The sequence below is a fragment of the Ahrensia sp. R2A130 genome, assembly GCF_000179775.1.
Lineage (GTDB): Bacteria > Pseudomonadota > Alphaproteobacteria > Rhizobiales > Rhizobiaceae > Pseudahrensia.
Window position 1 is genome coordinate 66,545 of sequence record NZ_AEEB01000026.1, and the last position, 17,367, is coordinate 83,911.

Here is a 17,367-nt window from a genome sequence, read left to right on the forward strand (position 1 = left end):
TGGGTGTACACACATCCACCCCGATTTTTTGGCGAACGACGAACTCAGATGACGAGAACGGGTGGGCCTGATGGCAGTTGAAGTCAGCGGACAGCGCGCACTAACGGGCGTTCACAATCACATTTTGCGGGCCGTCGCGCTCGTGGTCATCTTCTACCACCTCTACACCGTGCAGTTCGGCCAGCCGCAGGTGCTGATGTTCCGCTCACTGCATGTGGCCATGTATACGGCGCTCGCCTTCCTTGCGTATGGCACTTGGAAGAGCGCAACCCAGACCCGCATTCCATGGTACGACTACGGCCTCGCCATTCTGGCCTTCGCGCCCGCCGTGTTGATGATCATCGACTACGAGCGCATCTCCACCCGCTACCCCTATGTCGAACCCCTTACGACCGTTGATTGGGTCGTTGGCCTGATCGCCATGCTTTTGGCAGCAGAAGCCTGCCGCCGTGCACTTGGGCTAACACTAACGCTCATGCTTGCCTTCTTCGTAGGACACGCGATGCTTGGCCCGTATTTTCCCGGCGTGTTGAACCAACCTGCCATCGGCCTTGAGCGCTTGATTGACCACACCTTCATGACGACTGCCGGTCTCTACGGTTCGCTCACCGGCCTGTCGGCTACCTATGTGCTGATGTTCGTGCTGTTCGGCGCAATTTTGGATTGCGCGCAAGGCGGCAAGTTCTTCATGAATGTGTCGGCCCTGCTGGCCGGTCGCCTGAAGGGTGGTTCCGGCAAGGTTGCCGTCTTTGCCAGCGGCATGTTCGGCTCGATCTCGGGCTCAGCCGTGGCCAATGTTTATGCTACCGGCTCGTTCACCATTCCGCTGATGATCCGCACCGGCTTTAAGCCTCGCTTTGCAGCGGCCATCGAAGCGATTGCATCTTCCAGCGGTCAGCTCGTCCCGCCTATTATGGGATCTGCTGCATTCCTCATCGCGGACTTCACCGGCGTGCCTTACATTGACGTGGTGAAGGCCGCTGTTATTCCCGCGTTTCTCTATCTCTTTGCCGTTTACATGATGGTGCATTTTGAGGCGGCGAAATACGCGATACCGGCCATGGGTGATGGCATCATCGCCGAAGCAAAGCGCGACTTTGTAAAATATGTCCATCTGGGCATTCCGCTGGTGGTGATTGTTTATCTGCTGATTGAAGGCCGCTCGCCTTACAACGCCGCTTATTGGGGCATCGTTTCCACCATCGTTCTGGCGCAAATTTTCCCCGCTACCCGCATGACGTTAAAGGGCGTGCTGGACGCGTTTGAAACCGGTGGGCGTATTATTATTCCCATCGCCATGTCGTTGTTTGTGGCAGCGATGATCATCTCCACCATCGAACTCACCGGTCTTGGCCTCCGCTTCACGGCTTTGCTGCTGTCGGTGACCAACGGCGAACTCTACATCACACTGGCGCTCGTCATGTTGTCCTGCATCGTATTGGGCATGGGCCTGCCCACGGCTGCTGCGTATATTATCGTGGCAATTTTCGCTGCACCCGCGCTGATCAAACTCGGTATTTCGCCGCTCTCAGCGCATCTGTTCGTCTTCTACTACGCCATCGTGTCTGCCATTACGCCACCTATAGCGGTGGCCGCTTATGCGGCGGGGTCGATTGCGGGAGACAAGAACCTGCAGGCGGTCGGCTTCACCGCGATGCGGTTGGGCGTTGCTGTCTATCTGGTGCCGTTCATCTTTATCGCTACGCCAGCATTGTTGTTGGAAGGCACATGGCCGCAAGTTGTTCAGGCATCAATCACGGCGACGATAGGCATCATTGCGCTCGCAGCTGCGGCGCAGGGCTACATTGCAGCGCCAGCAAACGCGCTTATTCGCGTCTTGCTGGCAGCATGCGCTGTATTGTTGCTAATGGGTGGCAACTTTACGGACCTGATAGGGCTGGCGCTGTTCATAGCAATTTTTGCCTATCAGCGCTTGCGGCCAAAGGCTGAACCAGCAACCGCCTAGGCAGTGCGCTTCAGGAAGCCATCGGGTGCAACAGAGATCAGCAAGCGGTCATCCCAGCTTTTGTCGATCTCGAAATCGGAACGGTCCTTGATCCACTCGTGAACGGCGGTCTTCGGGTTGTCGCCCACGTCCCATGGGCGATCATCAAAGAAGCCCTTGGGCAAATCTTCCACGAACGTGTCAAACACCACGCAGTAAGAACCGACTGAGGTAAGCTCGGCATAGGCTTGCAACTCGCCCAACACGTGGTCGTGGCTGTGCATGGAGTCGAGGAACACCATCACGCGGTTAAAGTCCTTCGCGTAGGTGCGGACGTTTTCCACCATGTCTTCGGCAATGGCCGAGCCCTGCATCATTTCGATATAGCTGGCATATGGATGTGCCTCGATGGCCTCGCGGTTATGGTCGCGAATATCGATATCGATGCCTAAAACTTTGCGCTTGGATTCACCGGGAACCAACGGCTCACCTGTTTCCATGGCGTCAGCCAGATCAAGCGCCCCGAGCATCAGAGCCGTCTGGATGAGCGAGCCGCCATGGGCGATACCGGTTTCGATCACCAGGTCTGGTTTGATCTCCCAGATCAGTTCCTGTGCGGCAACCATGTCCTGCGGAAACTGAATAATCGGGCGGCCCAACGACGTGAAATTATACATGTATTTCGAGCGCATCGCTTCAGTTGCAAAGCTGTTAGCGATGGCTTTGAAATCATCATTCTTGCCCTGCTCGACAATACGGTCGCGGCATTCCTGCTCAAATTCTGTAATGGGGTTCATGTGACTTTACCTTTACAAGTTCCAGCGCGTGCGGCAGGCCCGACGGATGGCTGATAAAATGGCTCCACCCTCGACCCGCATTATGTTGACGGGCGCAAGCGGCGCGCTCGGCGCTTACGTAAAGCAGCATTTGCTGGAACACAATTCCGATCTTGGCAACGATGTAAGTCTCACTTGCATAACTCGACAACCATTGAGCGGGCATGATGTTGCTGCCGATCTGTTGGACACAGACGCAATGGCTGCGCTGGTGGAACAAATGAAGCCCGATGCCGTCATTCATCTGGCATGGGAAACCACCCACGGCAGTTATTGGACCGACCCTATCAACAGCTCATGGGCTGACGCTTCCATCGCATTGGCAAAAGCCGTCACTCGACATGGCGGCTGGTTCGGTTTTGCAGGAACTTGCGCGGAATACGAATGGGGCGAGGAACGGTTGAATGTGATGACGACACCAGCTCGGCCTGCCACGCTTTACGGACGTGAAAAACTGCGCGTCACGCAAGCGCTGGAGGAGATGAAGAATACATTCGCCGGACGCATCTTCTTCCCTTTCAGCGAGAAGGAAAACGAGAACCGTATAACCTCGGTTCTGCTGCGGAAACTCACCGCTAACGAACCGCTACACCTTCGCGCTGGTGATGCGTGGCGCGACATCGCTCATGCTGACGATATCGCCGCGTCCATGGTTGCAGCCTGTTTTGCGGGGCTAACAGGCACCCATAATCTGGCAACTGGCAAACCCACCCATATGGGCGAATTCTTGCGAAGCATTGCGGTGCGCTTCGGTAAGAAAGACCTCGTTACCTGGGACGATTGGGAAACCGGTTCAGCTGGCGCAACGGAGCCGCGCCATCTGGTGGCGAAGGTCCAACCGGTCGATGGTGTCTTGCCCGTCGCCTGCGACTTGAACGCCGGGATCGACCGTTTCCTCGAAGGCCAACTTTAACCTGCGATTGGTGGCCTGCCCGTAGCGCGGGCGGTAAGGACAGCTTCCACCAAAACGTCTCGACCTTCAATCTGCGCGCGGCGTTCTTCGACATCCAACGTGACGCGAATTTCCTGCGCCCCGGCATCACTGGCCAATTGCTCGACCAGTTCTTTTGCCCGCGAGCGCGCGGCTTCCACGGCTGTGTCTTCGGATGGAAACGGTTGGTCCAAGCCGGTGACTGCAAAATGTCCTTCCGCCGGTTGTGACACGGTGGTCTTTGCCGTCAGCGAAACCTGCCCCACCACCGCACCAACAGCGTTGGCGACGCCTGCATAGGGCGGGACGATGATATTGGTGCCCAACAATCGCGCTGCTGCAGGATGCCAAGCGTGAGCCGATGCGCCCAAGCCGATCAGCGGCCTGCCGAGCGTGACATCGACTTTCGCCATTGTGGCTGGAGAGTTCTCGTCATCATGCCCAACGCGTCTGTCCAACGCGGATGCGATAAGCGGATCATGAACGGCTTGCGGGTCTTGTCCATCAATTGCAAAAGCCGTTTGCAAAACCACTTCTGCCGAACGCCGCTCCACACGGGCAACGATCATGCGCGCCAGTTCCACAGGGTCGCCATAGACGGGTTTGCCGGTGCCATCTTTTACGCGACCGAACAGGGTGAGCATCTTTACGGCGGCCTCTTTGTCCCAGACGTCCTGTTGGTCGAGCGCGTGCAGCGCGTCGCTTGGTGTCAAACCGCAACGCAACACCAATCCGCGTTCCACCAGCCGGTCTAGCGCTGCGGAATCAGATGTCGCCTGCAATGCACGATCAAGCGGAAGAGGAGCATCGGCCAGCCGGTCGAACAGCGCCTGTTCACGGGAGGAAAGCCCGGCGGCGATACCAGTGCCGGAGCGCATGGCGAAGCCGCCATCGTTGCGGTTCACCAATGTGGATTTCAGCTGTTCGTCGAGAACGTGATGGACCGCATCGCCATGCTCCACCGCCAGCAAGCTGATCGGCACCACGCGACGCGGGCCAAGCTCGATCATCGGCGCAAGGCCCGTGCCGCCAAGGCAGACCTGGCTGTCACCGCCCAGCCCGAACGTGTGCATGGCCACCGCTTCCACCATGGTGCGGTAGGCACCCACTTGAGCGCCAGCAGGGTCGAGCCTTGGTCGCCCATTTTCCAGCACAGCAACGTCAGAAGTCGTGCCGCCGATATCGTTGACGAAAGCGTTTTCCTCGCCCGTCAGCCACAGCGCACCAACTAGACTAGCGGCGGGGCCGGAGAGGATGGTTTCGATGGGGCGGCGCGACGCAAAGTCTGCGCCGACCAGTGCGCCATCGCCGCGCACCACCATAACCGGCGCGTCGATACCCTGCGCGTCCAATGTTCGTGTTGTGGCGTCGATGAGACGGGTGATCATGGGGATCAGGCGGGCGTTCAGCACGGTGGTGAGCGCGCGTTTCGGGCCGTTGAGTTGGGCAGATAACTCGTGGCTGCACGTCACGGGGCGGTCGGTACGGGACAGCAGCAGTTCACGCACGGCCAATTCATGGGCTGGATTGCGAACTGCAAAGTACCCGGCCACCGCAAAACCTGCGACCCCTTCTGCAAGTTCATCCAGCTGGGTTTCTAACGCGGCCAAATCGAGTGGTGCTTGCTCGGCCCCATGGGTGGTGTGTCCCCCTGGCAATATAACCAGCGGGTCGGAGCCCAATGCATCTGCCAGCCCGGCACGCTCCAAATCCTTGGGCGCAAAGCCGATGGCAATCAGCGCGACACGACCGCCTTGTCCCTCGACCAGTGCATTGGTGGCCAGCGTGGTGGAAAGCGACACGAGTTTTATATCGCCAGCGTTACAGCCCGCGGCTTGCAACGCGGCTGAAGCTGCACCACCAATACCAATCGCCAGATCATGCCGCGTCGTCAGTGCTTTGGCAGATGCTACAATCGCAGTGTTGCGGGGTGCTGTGTTGTCCAACACGACGGCATCGGTGAACGTGCCTCCAGTGTCGATGCCTAGCAGAAGAGCCATAGTTGTAGAACCAGTGTGGAGCTAGGCTCCCGTTGGCCGCATCAAACCAGTGTGGCGCGGTCCGTCAAGCCAAAGCATGTGGGCTTCATCGCCACGCGCTTCGCCAGTTCTTTGATTTTTGGCGCGGCCTTCTCGTCCGCAGGCTTGGCTGTCTGTGCACTCCCGAACGGCGTATCGCGGCGCGGTGCGCGATTATCACCGGGAGGCGTTGCCGCCAGTTTGCGCTCCCATGCCATCGCATCGCGGGCGATGGTATCGAGATCGTCGAAGCGGGGTTTCCAATCGAGGCGTTTCATCAAACGTGATGGGTCGGCCACCATGTAAGGCACGTCACCATAACGGCGTGGTTTTTCACGCACTTCGAAGTCCGAACCCGAAGCACGTTTCACGGCAGCGACCACATCGCGCACAGACGACGCTTTCATATAGCCCGCATTGCCGGTGAAGCGACGGCCACCTTCACGCAGGAATTTCAGCGCCACGTAATGCGCGTTGGCAAGGTCCGACACGTGGATGAAATCGCGCACGGCGGAGCCATCATGGGTGTCGTAATCGGTGCCGAGAATATCAAACCCGTCGCGCTTTCCGGTGGCGGCTTCGCAGGCCAGTTTCATCACATGGGTCGCGCCCTTGGTGGCAAGGCCCGCGCGACCCGCAGGGTCAGCACCGGCAACGTTGAAATAGCGCAGCATGACGTAACGCAAATCGTGCGCGTCGAACGTGTCGCGGATCATCGTCTCGCTCATCAGTTTGGACGAGCCGTAAGGCGATGCTGGATCGAGCGCAGAATCCTCTGTCACCGGAACGTTTTCAGAAGGCGGCGCGTAAAGTGCCGCGGTGGAGGAAAAGATCAGCTTGTCGATGCCGCAGCGCACTGCAGTGTCCACCAGCGAGCAGGTTTTCGACGTGTTGTTGGTGTAATATTTGAGCGGGTTTTCGAAGCTCTCCGGCACCACGACGGAGCCCGCGAAATGCACGATGGAGTCCACTTTGTGCGTGGCGATCAGATCGGCCATCAGCACAGCGTCTGCAATATCGCCCTCCACAAAGGCTGCTGCATCCGGCACGGCAGCGCGAAAACCGGTCACCAGATTGTCCAGCACAACCACGTCTTCGCCGTGGTCGAGACATTCGAGAACCATGTGCGAACCGATATATCCGGCACCGCCGGTGATAAGGACAGTCATGGTGATGCTCCACGAACATTGATGCGTTTGGCGTAAATTTAGCGCGCTTCGATGACCGGCGAATTAAGGCCGCACTCCAAAGTCCCACATGCTTAATCAGAAGTTTGCTGCTCCAGCAGCGCTTCGACAGAAGCCAGAGTATCGGCCTCACGCGGAGGCTTGTCCCAACGCAGTTTGGAGATGCGGGGAAAGCGCATGGCGATGCCGCTTTTGTGGCGGGTGGAACGCTGAAGCCCTTCGAAAGCGACCTCCAATACCAGACCGAAATCCGGCTGCGCCTTGACCGAGCGCACAGGGCCAAAGCGGTCGATGGTGTTGTCGCGCACAAACTTGTCCATCTTCTTCAACTCTTCATCGGTGAAGCCGAAATAGGCCTTGCCGACGGGAACCAGCTCGCCCTCTTCGGTCCACACACCAAACGTGTAATCGCTGTAATAGCTGGAGCGTTTTCCGTGGCCGCGTTGGGCATACATCATCACGGCATCGATGATCATCGGGTCGCGTTTCCACTTGAACCACGGCCCCTTGGGGCGACCAGGCACATAGGTCGAATCCCACCGCTTCACCATCACCCCTTCGATGATGGGGTGAGGCAGGTTCTCGCGGGTTTCGGCCAGATCATCCCAAGTCTGGAACGGCACCATTGGCGACAAATCGAAACGCTGCGGGTTCAGCTTGGGAATGAATTTCTCCAACCGTCCGCGCCGTTCTTCAAATGTCAGCCCGCGCAGATTTTCGCCTGCATCGTCCAGCAGGTCGTAGGCGCGGATGAAGACGGGGTGAGATGTCAGCATCTTCTTCGACACGGTTTTACGGTTCAACCGCTGCTGAAGATCTGCGAAGCTACCGGCTTGGATGCTGCCGTCATCAAGTGGGCTGCCGACAAGCAATTCACCATCGATGGAGCCGTGGAAATCCAGCGCGTCGATCAGGTCTGGGAAGGCGCGACCGATATCATCGCCGGTGCGGGAGTAGAGGCGGCGCGTGTCGCCCTCGCCGGTGGCCTGCACGCGGATGCCATCCCATTTCCATTCCGCCGCGTAAGCCGAAGCGTCGAGTTCGGACATTTTCGCATCGGCAATCGGCGTGGCCAGCATGACGGGGCGGAACGGCGCTTCTGCGCGGTGGGTGGGTTTTTCAGCAGCCCCCGTCAACCAGGCGAACAAGTCTTCATAGGGCGCTTCCAGCCCGTGCCAGATTTCCTCGATCTCGATGATATCAACGTCCACGCCATTGCGCTTGGCCAACGCCGCACAGGCCTGTTTGGCAAGGCGCGCCGACACGCCAATTCGCATGCCGCCGGTCATCAATTTCAGCAGCGCGTAGCGGCCGGACGCGTCCAACAGATCGAGCCATTCCTCCACCTGCCGCAGCGCCTCTGTCTTGGGTAGGCGCAGCAGGCGGGTGACGACCTCATCAAGGGTAAGCGGCGAATTGCGCCCGTGTTTGGGTGGCGTGGCAACGCGCTGATCTCGGGTCATCAACGCCACGTCGGAAATGGACGGCGCGTCTTCTGCACTGGGTGCATCCACCAAGCCCGCCGTGCGGCGGTCCGCATCCCAAACCAGCGCAATGGTTTCCGCCAGATCGCCCACATAATCGTAGCTCATGCGGAACAGTTGCTCATCCATCCGCTCCGCCACCATGCCACGCAGCATGGCGGGTTTGACGGCTGGAATGTCGAGATCGCGCGTAATCGCAGCCAATCCCCACCCGCGATCAGGATCCGGCTGACTGGCAAAATAATCCACCATCAGCTGAATTTTCTGATTGCGCGACGGCGTGAGCGTGAGCCGGTCAAGAAGAGTGGCGAAGGGTTTCATGTCAACTCAGATTACCGTTCAGCTAACGAATTGATTTGACCATTTGAACGAATTTTGCCCATTATAGATTTCTCGACAAATCGACGTGAACATCGAATTTGGCCTCTCGTTGGTCATGCGTCTTCGGAATGTTCAGATACTAATATCTTTACACGATGGGGTAAATTCATGGCAGATCGGAAGCAATTTTTAACAAGGGTGACACCCGATAAGGAACTGCTGGAAATGCTAAAGGTTGCTAAGCCTGCAACGGACAGTGAGTTAGCTGAACAACGAATAAGTTTTGCTTTCGGCAATGCACCAGATTCCGATTTGATTACGAAAGAATCAGTTCGTCAGGCATCACGCACTACACGTCTTCGTTAGGGTCACACTTTGTCTGTTAGAGAAGCTGACGACCCAGTTCTATTTGCAAGAATTCAGGAGCACAATCTGCTCCGGCAATATGCATTGTTGACAAACTGCATTGAAATCGGTTTGTCGAAAGGCATAGAAGCGTTTGATAAATATACGCTTTGGTGGCTCAACTCGGCTGCGATATCAAACATTGCACAATTCGGTGGCCGCTATCGCGAACAGCCGATTTATGTCGGTAATCACATACCTCCGCATTATAATCATGTTCCAGATTTGATGGATCAGTTTTTGTCAGTAGTTCATGAAAACTGGAATCTGATAGATGGTCCTACCGAGCTTGCTGCCTACGCACTCTGGCGGATGAATTGGATACATCCATTCGTGGAGGGTAATGGGCGAACAGCGAGAGCTGCGTGCTATTATTTAATCTGTATGCGACAGGGCAAACTTCTTGGCGGGGAAAAAACTGTGCCTGAGCGAATTCGCGAAAATCGCATCCCATATTACCAAGCACTAAAAGAAGCGGATCAGAACTGGGCCGCTGGACACTTTGATGTCAGCGCTTTGGCAGAGTATTTGCAGGACTTATTAAAAGCTCAAATCAGAGACTCCTAACCTCCTCACTCGTTTTCATCCTCATACCCGATCAGATGCAGCGGCCTTGCTACTCGTCCGTTCAGCTCGCACCACCTGACCAGCGCATCGTCGCGCCCGTGTGTCACCCACACTTCCTTCGGGTCGATTTCTTCTATCGTGTCGAGAAGCTCGTCCCAGTCGCAATGGTCCGACAAGACTATGGGCAGTTCGACGCCGCGTTGGCGGGCGCGTTGGCGCACTTGCATCCAGCCTGAGGCGAAGCAGGTGATGGGGTCCGGAAAGCGCCGCGCCCATTTATCGGTCATGGCCGATGGCGGGCCGAGCACGATGGCGCCTGCGAAATTACCCTTCTCGCCCTTGGCCAATGTGGCAGGGGCAAGCGGGCCGAGATCGTAGCCCTGCGTCTCGTAATATTCGCACAACTTGGCCAGCGACCCGTGGATGTAGATCGTGTCCTTGTGGCCCTCTTCGCGCAGGTGGCGGATGACGCGCTGTGCCTTTCCCAACGCATAGACGCCGACCATGTGGGCGCTGTCTGGAAACTGCCTGCGGCTTTCCAGCAGTTTCGCCACTTCGCCTGCTGTATCGGGATGGCGAAACACCGGCAGCGCGAAGGTGGCTTCGGTGATGAAAGCGTCCAGCCGCTTGGGCGTGGGAATTACCTCGAACGGCGCGCAGGACGGGTCGCGGCGGCGCTTGTAGTCGCCCGATGCCACGATGCGCGTGTCATCATGTTCCACCAATATCTGCGCCGACCCCAGCACATGCCCCGCAGGCCAAAAGCCGATGTTCACGCCGTTGATCTCGAACATTTCCCGCAACGGCGCAGCAATCGGCGTTTTGCAATGGTCGGCCCCGTAGCGGATCGCCATGATGTCCAGCGTCTGGTCCGTAGCCCAAACCGTATCATGGCCGGAGCGGGCGTGGTCAGCGTGGCCGTGGGTGATCAGCGCGCGCGCGACCGGTGCCACCGGATCGATGTAGAAATCACCGGGCGGGCAGTAGAGACCTTTCGGGGTCGGATGCAGCAGCTTGTCTGGCTTCACGGTTTTGGTCCGGCGATGGTTGGCTACGATTACGATCAGGGTGACAACGGGATGGGCGGCCAAGCGTTGCACGGCTACAAGTCTTGACGTCGCGCGGCGCAATCCGCAACACGAAGGTAAGTTCTCCCAGCCCAAGGTTTCTGATGTCCGATATTTCCATTGCCATACTTCCAGGCTCCACCCGCGAAGCTTCGGTGAACAGACAGCTTGCCAAGGCTTTTGCGCTGGCGCTGCAAGCCAAGGGTGTGTCTGCAAGCGTTGTCGAACCGGCAGATTATCCGCTGGCCATGTATAGTGGCGATGATGAAGCCAATGGCAATTTTCCCGAAAAACTGGATGCGCTGGCCGCAGAACTGGCCCGTCATCAGGCTGTCATTCTGGTCAGCCCTGAATATAACGCCTGCACCACGCCGCTTTTGAAAAATATCATCGACTGGCTGTCGCGGGAGAAAGAACACAACGTCTACGAGAGACGCATCTTCGCATTGGCGGCGGCCTCGCCCGGCGGATTGGGCGGCATTCGTTGTCTATCCCATCTGCGCGATATGATGGTCAGCATTGGCGCTGATACGCTAACCGCGCAGCTGGCCGTTAGCGGAGCAGGACAGGCGTTTAATGATGAAGGCCATTTGACCGCAGAGCGCCCTGCCGCGATGATGGACGCCATGTGCGACAAGCTCATCGCCTCTGCCAAGCGATACGCATAGAGATGGCCGATCCCCGCCTCATCGTTGCGCTAGACGTTCCGTCAGTGGCAGATGCGCGAGCCGCCATCGAAACGCTTGGCGACGCTGTCTCCTTCTATAAAATCGGCCACCAGCTTTGTTATGCAGCGGGCCGTGAGAACGGGCTGCTGTTGGCGCAAGAACTGGCAGATGCTGGTAAGGACGTGTTTCTCGATCTCAAACTGTTGGACATCGACAACACCGTCGCCAAAGGCGTCGAAAGCGTATCCGCCATGGGCGTAAAAATGTTGACGCTCCACGCCTACCCGAAAGCGATGCGCGCAGCGGTCGAAGCGCTCGGTGACACGGACCTCACCCTGCTTGGCGTTACGGTTCTGACGTCTATGGACGATGCTGATCTGGCGGAGGCCGGTTATGCCGGCACCGCCCGTGATCTGGTTTTGAAACGTGCCGGCCAGGCACGTGACGCTGGCATGGGCGGTATTGTAGCCAGCGCACAGGAAGCGGCTGCGACCCGCGAAGTTGTTGGTCCCACCATGGCCGTCGTCACCCCGGGCATTCGCCCCGCTGGCGCAGATGCCGGTGACCAGAAGCGCGTTGTCACCCCCGCTGATGCCTTGAAGGCTGGTGCATCGCACCTTGTTGTCGGACGCCCCATTATGGCGGCAGACGACCCGCGCGGAGCGGCGCTGAAAATTGCAGAAGAAATGTCTACCGTTTGAGGAGAACACCCATGCCAAAAGCCTATTGGATTGCCCGCGTCGATGTAAAAAACGCCGATGGCTACCCTGACTATGTCAGCACAGCAAAACCCGCCTTTGAGAAATACGGTGCGAAATTTCTGGTGCGCGGTGGCAAGGCCCACGACCTCGAAGGTCCGGGCCGTGCGCGCAACGTGGTCATTGAATTTGCATCCATGAAAGACGCGCTCGCTTGCTACAATTCCGACGATTATCAGGCTGCCGTGAAGATCCGTCAGTCGGTGGCCGACAGCGAATTGATCCTCGTCGAAGGCGTTGAATAGTCAGCAAATCCGCCGTTTTGCGACGGTTTGCGACATATTTTGAGGTAATTTTTCTTGAACGGCGGGAAGGAATTCCTACGTTAAGGTCAACGGAGAGCCCGCCTTTTATCAACCTTGGGGCCGACCGACCATCTGTATGAAAGGTTCGTCTCATATGACAAACGCACTTCTTCGCCCCGCTTGGACGCCAGCCACAATCGCGGCCATGATTATCGGCTTCATGATCTTCTGGCCCCTTGGCCTCGCCATGTTGGCCTACATTATCTGGGGCGACCGCCTCGACAAGTTCAAAACGGACATCAACGACGCCACCGACAAAGCCGCTTCCTTCGTGAAGTCACCGCAGTTCAATTCCGGTCGCACCGGCAACGTCGCCTTCGACGACTGGCGTGAAGCCGAACTCGACCGCCTTCACAAGGAGCGTATGAAACTCGACGGAATGCGCGCAGAATTCGACGACTACGCCCGCGAATTGCGCCGCGCCAAAGACGCTGAAGAGTTTGAAACCTTCATGGCCTCCCGCGCCACCGAAGTGGACAACCAGCCAGCTGCCAAGCCGGTGAAGTCCACCAAAAAGGTGAAATCCTCCGGCGGAAAAACCGTCCCTGGCGTGTGAGCGCCAGCAGACAGACTTGTGAACTGAAATGAGGGATTATAGGTCTCCAGCCTGAACCATCCCAAAGAAAAGGCCCGCATCACAGCGGGCCTTTTTTATGACTGTTGCCTTACGGCGAATGGTCTCTCTGACTAGTTTTGTGCGGGTTCGACTTCGACTGTTGGCACTGTGATCGTCTTCTCCGTCATAACGACTTCTGGCACGGTCACGACCTTTTCGGTGGTGCCCACATCGACAGAACCTGTTTCGACTTCGACGGCAGGCATTTGGCCGCCTTCTACGGTGACTTCGACATCCGGCAGTTTTGCGCTTTGTGTCATGTCGACGTCGACAAAATAGATACCACCCACGACGAGAATGGCGGCTGCGGCGGCGATAGCAATTGTTGTTCCGGTTTTCATATTATCATTTCCTTTGGAAGCATTTGAACTGCGCCATCAACGGCTTACCGCTGTGGACGTTCCCAGAAAAATTGAAATCAAATATTGCGTTACGCCTCCGCGTTTCGTGCTTGACCCGCCAGAGCCATTATCGATGGGGATGACAAGGATGGGCGACGAGGCGTATTGCCTATATTGATGAATCACCACGCATCGGGAGAGTCACATGCTGTCATTGCTGAAAAAGCGCACCGCCCCGAAAGCCGGTCGTGTGGAGCGCTGGACGCTGCTGGATATCGATGGCCGCAATGTCGATGTGAAGATTGTCGAAAATCCGCGCACGTCCCGCCTTACGCTGCGTCTCGTTCCCGCCGCCAACACGCAGGAAAGCCTGAAGGTCACTGTTCCCCCCGGCACGCCGGACCATGAGGTCGACCGGTTTCTGACCAAGAACAAGGGCTGGGCCGCCGCTCGCCTTGCGCGCTTGCCGGATGTCATTCGCATTGAAAACGGTGCGACCATTCCCTTGCGCGGTGAACCGCACCGCATCGTCCATTCCGGTATCGGACGAGGTGTCGTATCTGTCGGCATGGAAGAGGACGGACCCGACACAATCAAAGTCATTCGTGTGTTCGGCGATCCGAGATTTCTGCCGCGCAAAGTGACGGAGTTCCTGAAGCGGCAAGCCAAGCAGGATTTGACCAAGGCGGTGAATATTCACGCAGCTTCGCTGGGCGTGAAGGCCAAGAGCATCACCATGCGCGACACCACTTCGCGTTGGGGATCTTGCTCGTCATCCGGTGCGCTGAATTTCTCATGGCGCATTGTGTTGGCGCCGCCCGCGGTGTTGGACTATCTCGCCGCCCACGAGGTCGCTCATCTACGCGAAATGAACCATTCAGACCGTTTCTGGGCGTTGGTAGAAGACATCTGCCCCGACATGGAAGCTCACAAAGCGTGGTTGCGCGCCCACGGTTCAGGTCTACACGCGGTGACGCCATGATTGATGTAAAGATTTGCGGCCTGTCGACAGTGGAAGCCGTGGAAGTCGCTCGGGATAATGGTGCAAGCCATCTCGGCTACATCTTCTTTGAAAAATCGCCCCGCAACGTAACCGCCGAACAGGCCCGCGATCTTGTCACCCACAAAGGTGAGGCGAGAAGCGTCGCTGTTACGGTGAATGCCGATGATGCCACGCTGGACCACATCGTCAGCACCATGCGCCCCGATATGCTGCAACTCCACGGCGGCGAAAGCATCGATCGGGTGCGCGAGGTGAAGGCCCGTTTCGGCCTGCCCGTCATCAAGGCGCTAGCGGTGCGCGATGCGGATGATCTGGCCCGCGCCACGACCTATGATGGCGAAGCCGACCTGTTATTGCTCGACGCCAAGCCCTCCAAGGGTGCGGACCTGCCCGGTGGCAACGGCGTGACCTTCGACTGGTCTTTGCTGGATGCCCTTTCCACCACCACGCCCGTCCTGCTGTCCGGCGGTATCGGTACCCACAATATCGACGATGCGCTGGCCGCCGTGCGCGGCAACGAGTCTCTTATCGGCATCGATCTTTCGTCTGGCGTGGAAAGCGCACCCGGTGTTAAGGACACGAGCGCGATTGCCGCCCTGCTGCAGCAAACACGCACGACGTAACATCCTGCCCGCCTGAACCGGAGCCGCCGCCATGAATGTGCAGAACCCTAATTCGTTCAAAAACGGCCCCGATGAAGAGGGTCAATTCGGCATCTATGGCGGGCGCTTTGTTGCCGAAACGCTGATGCCCAATATCCTGGAGCTGGACGAGGCTTATAAAGAAGCCAAGAATGACAAGGCCTTCGCCGACGAGCTGGCCTATTTGAACAAGCATTACACCGGTCGTCCCAGCCCGCTCTATTTCGCCGAACGGCTGACCGAGCATCTGGGTGGCGCGAAGGTCTATTTCAAACGTGACGAGCTGAACCACACCGGTTCGCACAAGATCAACAACTGCCTCGGCCAGATATTGCTCGCCAAACGTATGGGCAAGACACGCCTGATCGCGGAAACCGGTGCGGGCCAGCATGGCGTGGCATCCGCCACAGTAGCCGCACGTTTCGGCTATCCCTGCCTCGTTTATATGGGCGCGAAAGACGTGCACCGCCAGTCGCCCAACGTGTTCCGCATGAAGCTGCTGGGCGCAGAAATCGAAAGCGTCACCGCCGGTGCCGGCACATTGAAAGACGCGATGAACGAAGCCCTTCGCGACTGGGTCACCAACGTCGAAGACACCTATTACCTCATCGGCACCGCTGCCGGTCCGCACCCTTATCCGGAACTCGTCCGCGATTTTCAGTCGGTCATCGGTAAGGAAACCAAAGAGCAGATGATGGAGGCCGAAGGTCGCCTGCCGGATATGTTGGTGGCGTCGGTCGGCGGTGGTTCCAACGCCATCGGCCTGTTCCATCCCTTCCTCGATGATGATGCGGTTCAGATCGTCGGCGTTGAAGCCGGTGGTAAAGGGTTGGATGGCGACGAACATTGCGCCTCCCTGACCGCTGGTTCGCCCGGCGTGCTGCACGGCAACCGCACCTACTTGCTGCAAACATCCGAAGGCCAGATCGAAGAGGGCGCATCCATTTCTGCCGGTCTCGACTATCCCGGCATCGGGCCTGAACATTCCTGGTTGAAGGATTCCGGTCGCGTGAATTACGTGCCGATCATGGACGTGGAAGCGCTGGAAGCCTTCCAGCTGCTCTGCCGTCTCGAAGGCATCATCCCCGCGCTGGAACCCAGCCACGCGCTGGCCGAAGTCATCAAACGCGCGCCGGGTATGGACAAGGACCAGATCATCGTGATGAACCTGTGTGGTCGCGGCGACAAGGATGTGTTCACCGTGGGCGAGGCGCTCGGCGTCGAGATGTAACGAACAAAAGGGCAGGCAAGAATGGCACGTAAATTGGAAGCTGGAGACGTGGTGCAGCTGAAATCCGGCGGACCACTGATGACCGTGGATGAAGTGCGTGGTGAAACCGCAAAACTGGTGTGGTTCGACGACCATGAAATGAGAAACGGAACTGCACCCCTGAGCGGGCTTCAGAAAGCAAACGACTGATATGACACAACGCATGACCTACCGCTTTGCGAAGCTGGCTGAAGAAAACCGTCCGGCTTTCGTGACCTATTTCATGGGGGGCGATCCGGACATGGAAACGTCGATCGAGATCATGAAGGGTCTGCCTGCAGCAGGTGCTGATGTGATTGAACTCGGCATGCCGTTTTCCGATCCTATGGCCGATGGCCCATCCATTCAGGCTGCTGCCAAACGGTCGTTGGCGGGGAAGCACAATCTGCCGAAATGTTTCGAGATGGTGCGCGCCTTCCGCGAGACGGACAATGAGACCCCTATCGTGGTGATGGGGTACTACAACCCGATCTACATTTACGGTGCAGAGCGTTTTCTCGACGAGGCGAAAGCTGCCGGTATCGACGGCATGATCATCGTCGATCTGCCACCGGAGATGGATGAGGAGTTGTGCATTCCCGCGCTGGAACGTGATCTAAACTTCATCCGCCTGGCGACACCAACGACGGATGCCAAGCGCTTGCCAAAGGTGCTCTCCAACACGTCTGGCTTTGTCTATTACGTGTCGATCAACGGAATCACCGGTTCGGCTGCGCCTAATCCGGATGCGGTCGCCGCTTCCGTGGCCCACATCAAGGCGAGCACAGATCTCCCCATCTGCGTCGGCTTCGGCGTCACGAACGCCGAACAGGCCGCCGGTATCGGTCGCGCCGCCGATGGTGTCGTGGTGGGCTCTGCCATCGTGAAAGCCATTGCCGACAGTCTCGATGGCGGCAAAGCGACAAGCCACACGGTGAGCAACGCGCTCGATGTGGTGTCACAAATTGCAAAAGGTGTGCGCGGCGCACGCGCTTGATTGCATATCAGGATTGCGGGGTATGGCC

At 57.8% G+C, this 17,367-nt stretch carries 18 protein-coding genes; 12 read left to right on the forward strand and 6 right to left on the reverse strand.

Going from position 1 to position 17,367, the window contains the following annotated elements:
- Nucleotides 1-70: 70 nt before the first annotated feature.
- On the forward strand, nucleotides 71-1,966 hold the full coding sequence (locus R2A130_RS16220) for a TRAP transporter fused permease subunit (RefSeq protein ID WP_050786199.1): 1,896 nt from the start codon (nucleotides 71-73) through the stop codon (nucleotides 1,964-1,966).
- Here the strand turns inward: R2A130_RS16220 and R2A130_RS16225 are convergent.
- Nucleotides 1,963-2,742, reverse strand: coding sequence for a cephalosporin hydroxylase family protein (locus R2A130_RS16225; protein WP_009465272.1), 780 nt, complete (start codon nucleotides 2,740-2,742; stop codon nucleotides 1,963-1,965). The two genes, R2A130_RS16220 and R2A130_RS16225, sit on opposite strands and share 4 nt — an antisense overlap.
- A 46-nt stretch (nucleotides 2,743-2,788) precedes the next feature.
- Between R2A130_RS16225 and R2A130_RS16230 the strand changes: the two genes are divergently transcribed.
- On the forward strand, nucleotides 2,789-3,694 hold the full coding sequence (locus tag R2A130_RS16230; RefSeq protein WP_009465273.1) for an NAD(P)-dependent oxidoreductase: 906 nt from the start codon (nucleotides 2,789-2,791) through the stop codon (nucleotides 3,692-3,694).
- Here the strand turns inward: R2A130_RS16230 and R2A130_RS16235 are convergent.
- From R2A130_RS16235 to R2A130_RS16245, 3 genes are all read right to left on the reverse strand, one after another.
- Entirely contained in the window at nucleotides 3,691-5,712 is a 2,022-nt protein-coding gene (locus R2A130_RS16235) for a hydantoinase/oxoprolinase N-terminal domain-containing protein (RefSeq protein ID WP_009465274.1), read from the reverse strand. The genes R2A130_RS16230 and R2A130_RS16235 overlap by 4 nt on opposite strands.
- A 41-nt stretch (nucleotides 5,713-5,753) precedes the next feature.
- Nucleotides 5,754-6,899 (reverse strand): UDP-glucose 4-epimerase GalE, encoded by a 1,146-nt coding sequence (galE, locus tag R2A130_RS16240; protein ID WP_009465275.1) that lies wholly within the window; start codon nucleotides 6,897-6,899, stop codon nucleotides 5,754-5,756.
- Between the two features lie 92 nt (nucleotides 6,900-6,991).
- Nucleotides 6,992-8,722 carry a cisplatin damage response ATP-dependent DNA ligase gene (locus R2A130_RS16245; RefSeq protein WP_009465276.1) on the reverse strand — a complete coding sequence of 577 codons (1,731 nt, stop codon included), beginning with the start codon at nucleotides 8,720-8,722 and terminating at the stop codon, nucleotides 6,992-6,994.
- 375 nt (nucleotides 8,723-9,097) lie between these two features.
- Between R2A130_RS16245 and R2A130_RS16250 the strand changes: the two genes are divergently transcribed.
- Nucleotides 9,098-9,694, forward strand: a complete 597-nt coding sequence (locus R2A130_RS16250) for a Fic family protein (RefSeq protein WP_040306371.1) — start codon at nucleotides 9,098-9,100, stop codon at nucleotides 9,692-9,694.
- Nucleotides 9,695-9,699: 5 nt separating this feature from the next.
- Here the strand turns inward: R2A130_RS16250 and R2A130_RS16255 are convergent, their stop codons facing one another.
- Entirely contained in the window at nucleotides 9,700-10,722 is a 1,023-nt protein-coding gene (locus R2A130_RS16255) for a ligase-associated DNA damage response exonuclease (RefSeq protein ID WP_009465279.1), read from the reverse strand.
- A 143-nt stretch (nucleotides 10,723-10,865) separates the two neighbouring features.
- Between R2A130_RS16255 and R2A130_RS16260 the strand changes: the two genes are divergently transcribed.
- From R2A130_RS16260 to R2A130_RS16275, 4 genes are all read left to right on the forward strand, one after another.
- Nucleotides 10,866-11,429 carry an NADPH-dependent FMN reductase gene (locus tag R2A130_RS16260; protein ID WP_009465280.1) on the forward strand — a complete coding sequence of 188 codons (564 nt, stop codon included), beginning with the start codon at nucleotides 10,866-10,868 and terminating at the stop codon, nucleotides 11,427-11,429.
- Between the two features lie 2 nt (nucleotides 11,430-11,431).
- Nucleotides 11,432-12,130, forward strand: coding sequence for an orotidine-5'-phosphate decarboxylase (gene pyrF, locus R2A130_RS16265; RefSeq protein ID WP_009465281.1), 699 nt, complete (start codon nucleotides 11,432-11,434; stop codon nucleotides 12,128-12,130).
- An 11-nt stretch (nucleotides 12,131-12,141) separates the two neighbouring features.
- Nucleotides 12,142-12,432, forward strand: coding sequence for a DUF1330 domain-containing protein (locus R2A130_RS16270; RefSeq protein ID WP_009465282.1), 291 nt, complete (start codon nucleotides 12,142-12,144; stop codon nucleotides 12,430-12,432).
- A 154-nt stretch (nucleotides 12,433-12,586) separates the two neighbouring features.
- Complete coding sequence (locus tag R2A130_RS16275; protein ID WP_009465283.1) at nucleotides 12,587-13,048, forward strand: DUF2852 domain-containing protein; 462 nt, start codon at nucleotides 12,587-12,589, stop codon at nucleotides 13,046-13,048.
- Between the two features lie 131 nt (nucleotides 13,049-13,179).
- On the opposite strand, the gene R2A130_RS16280 is transcribed toward R2A130_RS16275, so the two are convergent.
- The gene (locus R2A130_RS16280) at nucleotides 13,180-13,449 is read right to left on the reverse strand and encodes a hypothetical protein (protein ID WP_009465284.1); all 270 of its coding nucleotides are present in this window, start codon (nucleotides 13,447-13,449) and stop codon (nucleotides 13,180-13,182) included.
- 205 nt (nucleotides 13,450-13,654) lie between these two features.
- Here R2A130_RS16280 and R2A130_RS16285 point away from each other — a divergent pair, with 205 nt between their 5' ends.
- Genes R2A130_RS16285 through trpA form a run of 5 tightly spaced genes read left to right on the forward strand, consistent with a single transcriptional unit; the run spans nucleotide 13,655 to nucleotide 17,339 of the window.
- Complete coding sequence (locus R2A130_RS16285) at nucleotides 13,655-14,431, forward strand: M48 family metallopeptidase (RefSeq protein ID WP_009465285.1); 777 nt, start codon at nucleotides 13,655-13,657, stop codon at nucleotides 14,429-14,431.
- A complete protein-coding gene (locus tag R2A130_RS16290; RefSeq protein ID WP_009465286.1) occupies nucleotides 14,428-15,075 on the forward strand; it encodes a phosphoribosylanthranilate isomerase in 648 nt (215 codons plus the stop codon). The genes R2A130_RS16285 and R2A130_RS16290 overlap by 4 nt, the downstream gene beginning before the upstream one ends.
- A 31-nt stretch (nucleotides 15,076-15,106) precedes the next feature.
- Entirely contained in the window at nucleotides 15,107-16,324 is a 1,218-nt protein-coding gene (trpB, locus tag R2A130_RS16295; RefSeq protein ID WP_009465287.1) for a tryptophan synthase subunit beta, read from the forward strand.
- Between the two features lie 21 nt (nucleotides 16,325-16,345).
- Entirely contained in the window at nucleotides 16,346-16,513 is a 168-nt protein-coding gene (locus tag R2A130_RS18265; protein ID WP_009465288.1) for a YodC family protein, read from the forward strand.
- A 1-nt stretch (nucleotide 16,514) separates the two neighbouring features.
- A complete protein-coding gene (gene trpA, locus R2A130_RS16300) occupies nucleotides 16,515-17,339 on the forward strand; it encodes a tryptophan synthase subunit alpha (RefSeq protein ID WP_009465289.1) in 825 nt (274 codons plus the stop codon).
- Nucleotides 17,340-17,367 lie beyond the last annotated feature (28 nt).

Excerpts from the sequence above, each read along its gene's own strand:
- R2A130_RS16220 (WP_050786199.1), top strand. The coding sequence starts at position 71 with ATGGCAGTTGAAGTCAGCGGACAGCGCGCACTAACGGGCGTTCACAAT.
- R2A130_RS16225 (WP_009465272.1), bottom strand. The coding sequence starts at position 2,742 with ATGAACCCCATTACAGAATTTGAGCAGGAATGCCGCGACCGTATTGTC.
- R2A130_RS16230 (WP_009465273.1), top strand. The coding sequence starts at position 2,789 with ATGGCTGATAAAATGGCTCCACCCTCGACCCGCATTATGTTGACGGGC.
- R2A130_RS16235 (WP_009465274.1), bottom strand. The coding sequence starts at position 5,712 with ATGGCTCTTCTGCTAGGCATCGACACTGGAGGCACGTTCACCGATGCC.
- galE (WP_009465275.1), bottom strand. The coding sequence starts at position 6,899 with ATGACTGTCCTTATCACCGGCGGTGCCGGATATATCGGTTCGCACATG.
- R2A130_RS16245 (WP_009465276.1), bottom strand. The coding sequence starts at position 8,722 with ATGAAACCCTTCGCCACTCTTCTTGACCGGCTCACGCTCACGCCGTCG.
- R2A130_RS16260 (WP_009465280.1), top strand. The coding sequence starts at position 10,866 with ATGTCCGATATTTCCATTGCCATACTTCCAGGCTCCACCCGCGAAGCT.
- pyrF (WP_009465281.1), top strand. The coding sequence starts at position 11,432 with ATGGCCGATCCCCGCCTCATCGTTGCGCTAGACGTTCCGTCAGTGGCA.
- R2A130_RS16270 (WP_009465282.1), top strand. The coding sequence starts at position 12,142 with ATGCCAAAAGCCTATTGGATTGCCCGCGTCGATGTAAAAAACGCCGAT.
- R2A130_RS16275 (WP_009465283.1), top strand. The coding sequence starts at position 12,587 with ATGACAAACGCACTTCTTCGCCCCGCTTGGACGCCAGCCACAATCGCG.
- R2A130_RS16280 (WP_009465284.1), bottom strand. The coding sequence starts at position 13,449 with ATGAAAACCGGAACAACAATTGCTATCGCCGCCGCAGCCGCCATTCTC.
- R2A130_RS16285 (WP_009465285.1), top strand. The coding sequence starts at position 13,655 with ATGCTGTCATTGCTGAAAAAGCGCACCGCCCCGAAAGCCGGTCGTGTG.
- R2A130_RS16290 (WP_009465286.1), top strand. The coding sequence starts at position 14,428 with ATGATTGATGTAAAGATTTGCGGCCTGTCGACAGTGGAAGCCGTGGAA.
- trpB (WP_009465287.1), top strand. The coding sequence starts at position 15,107 with ATGAATGTGCAGAACCCTAATTCGTTCAAAAACGGCCCCGATGAAGAG.
- R2A130_RS18265 (WP_009465288.1), top strand. The coding sequence starts at position 16,346 with ATGGCACGTAAATTGGAAGCTGGAGACGTGGTGCAGCTGAAATCCGGC.
- trpA (WP_009465289.1), top strand. The coding sequence starts at position 16,515 with ATGACACAACGCATGACCTACCGCTTTGCGAAGCTGGCTGAAGAAAAC.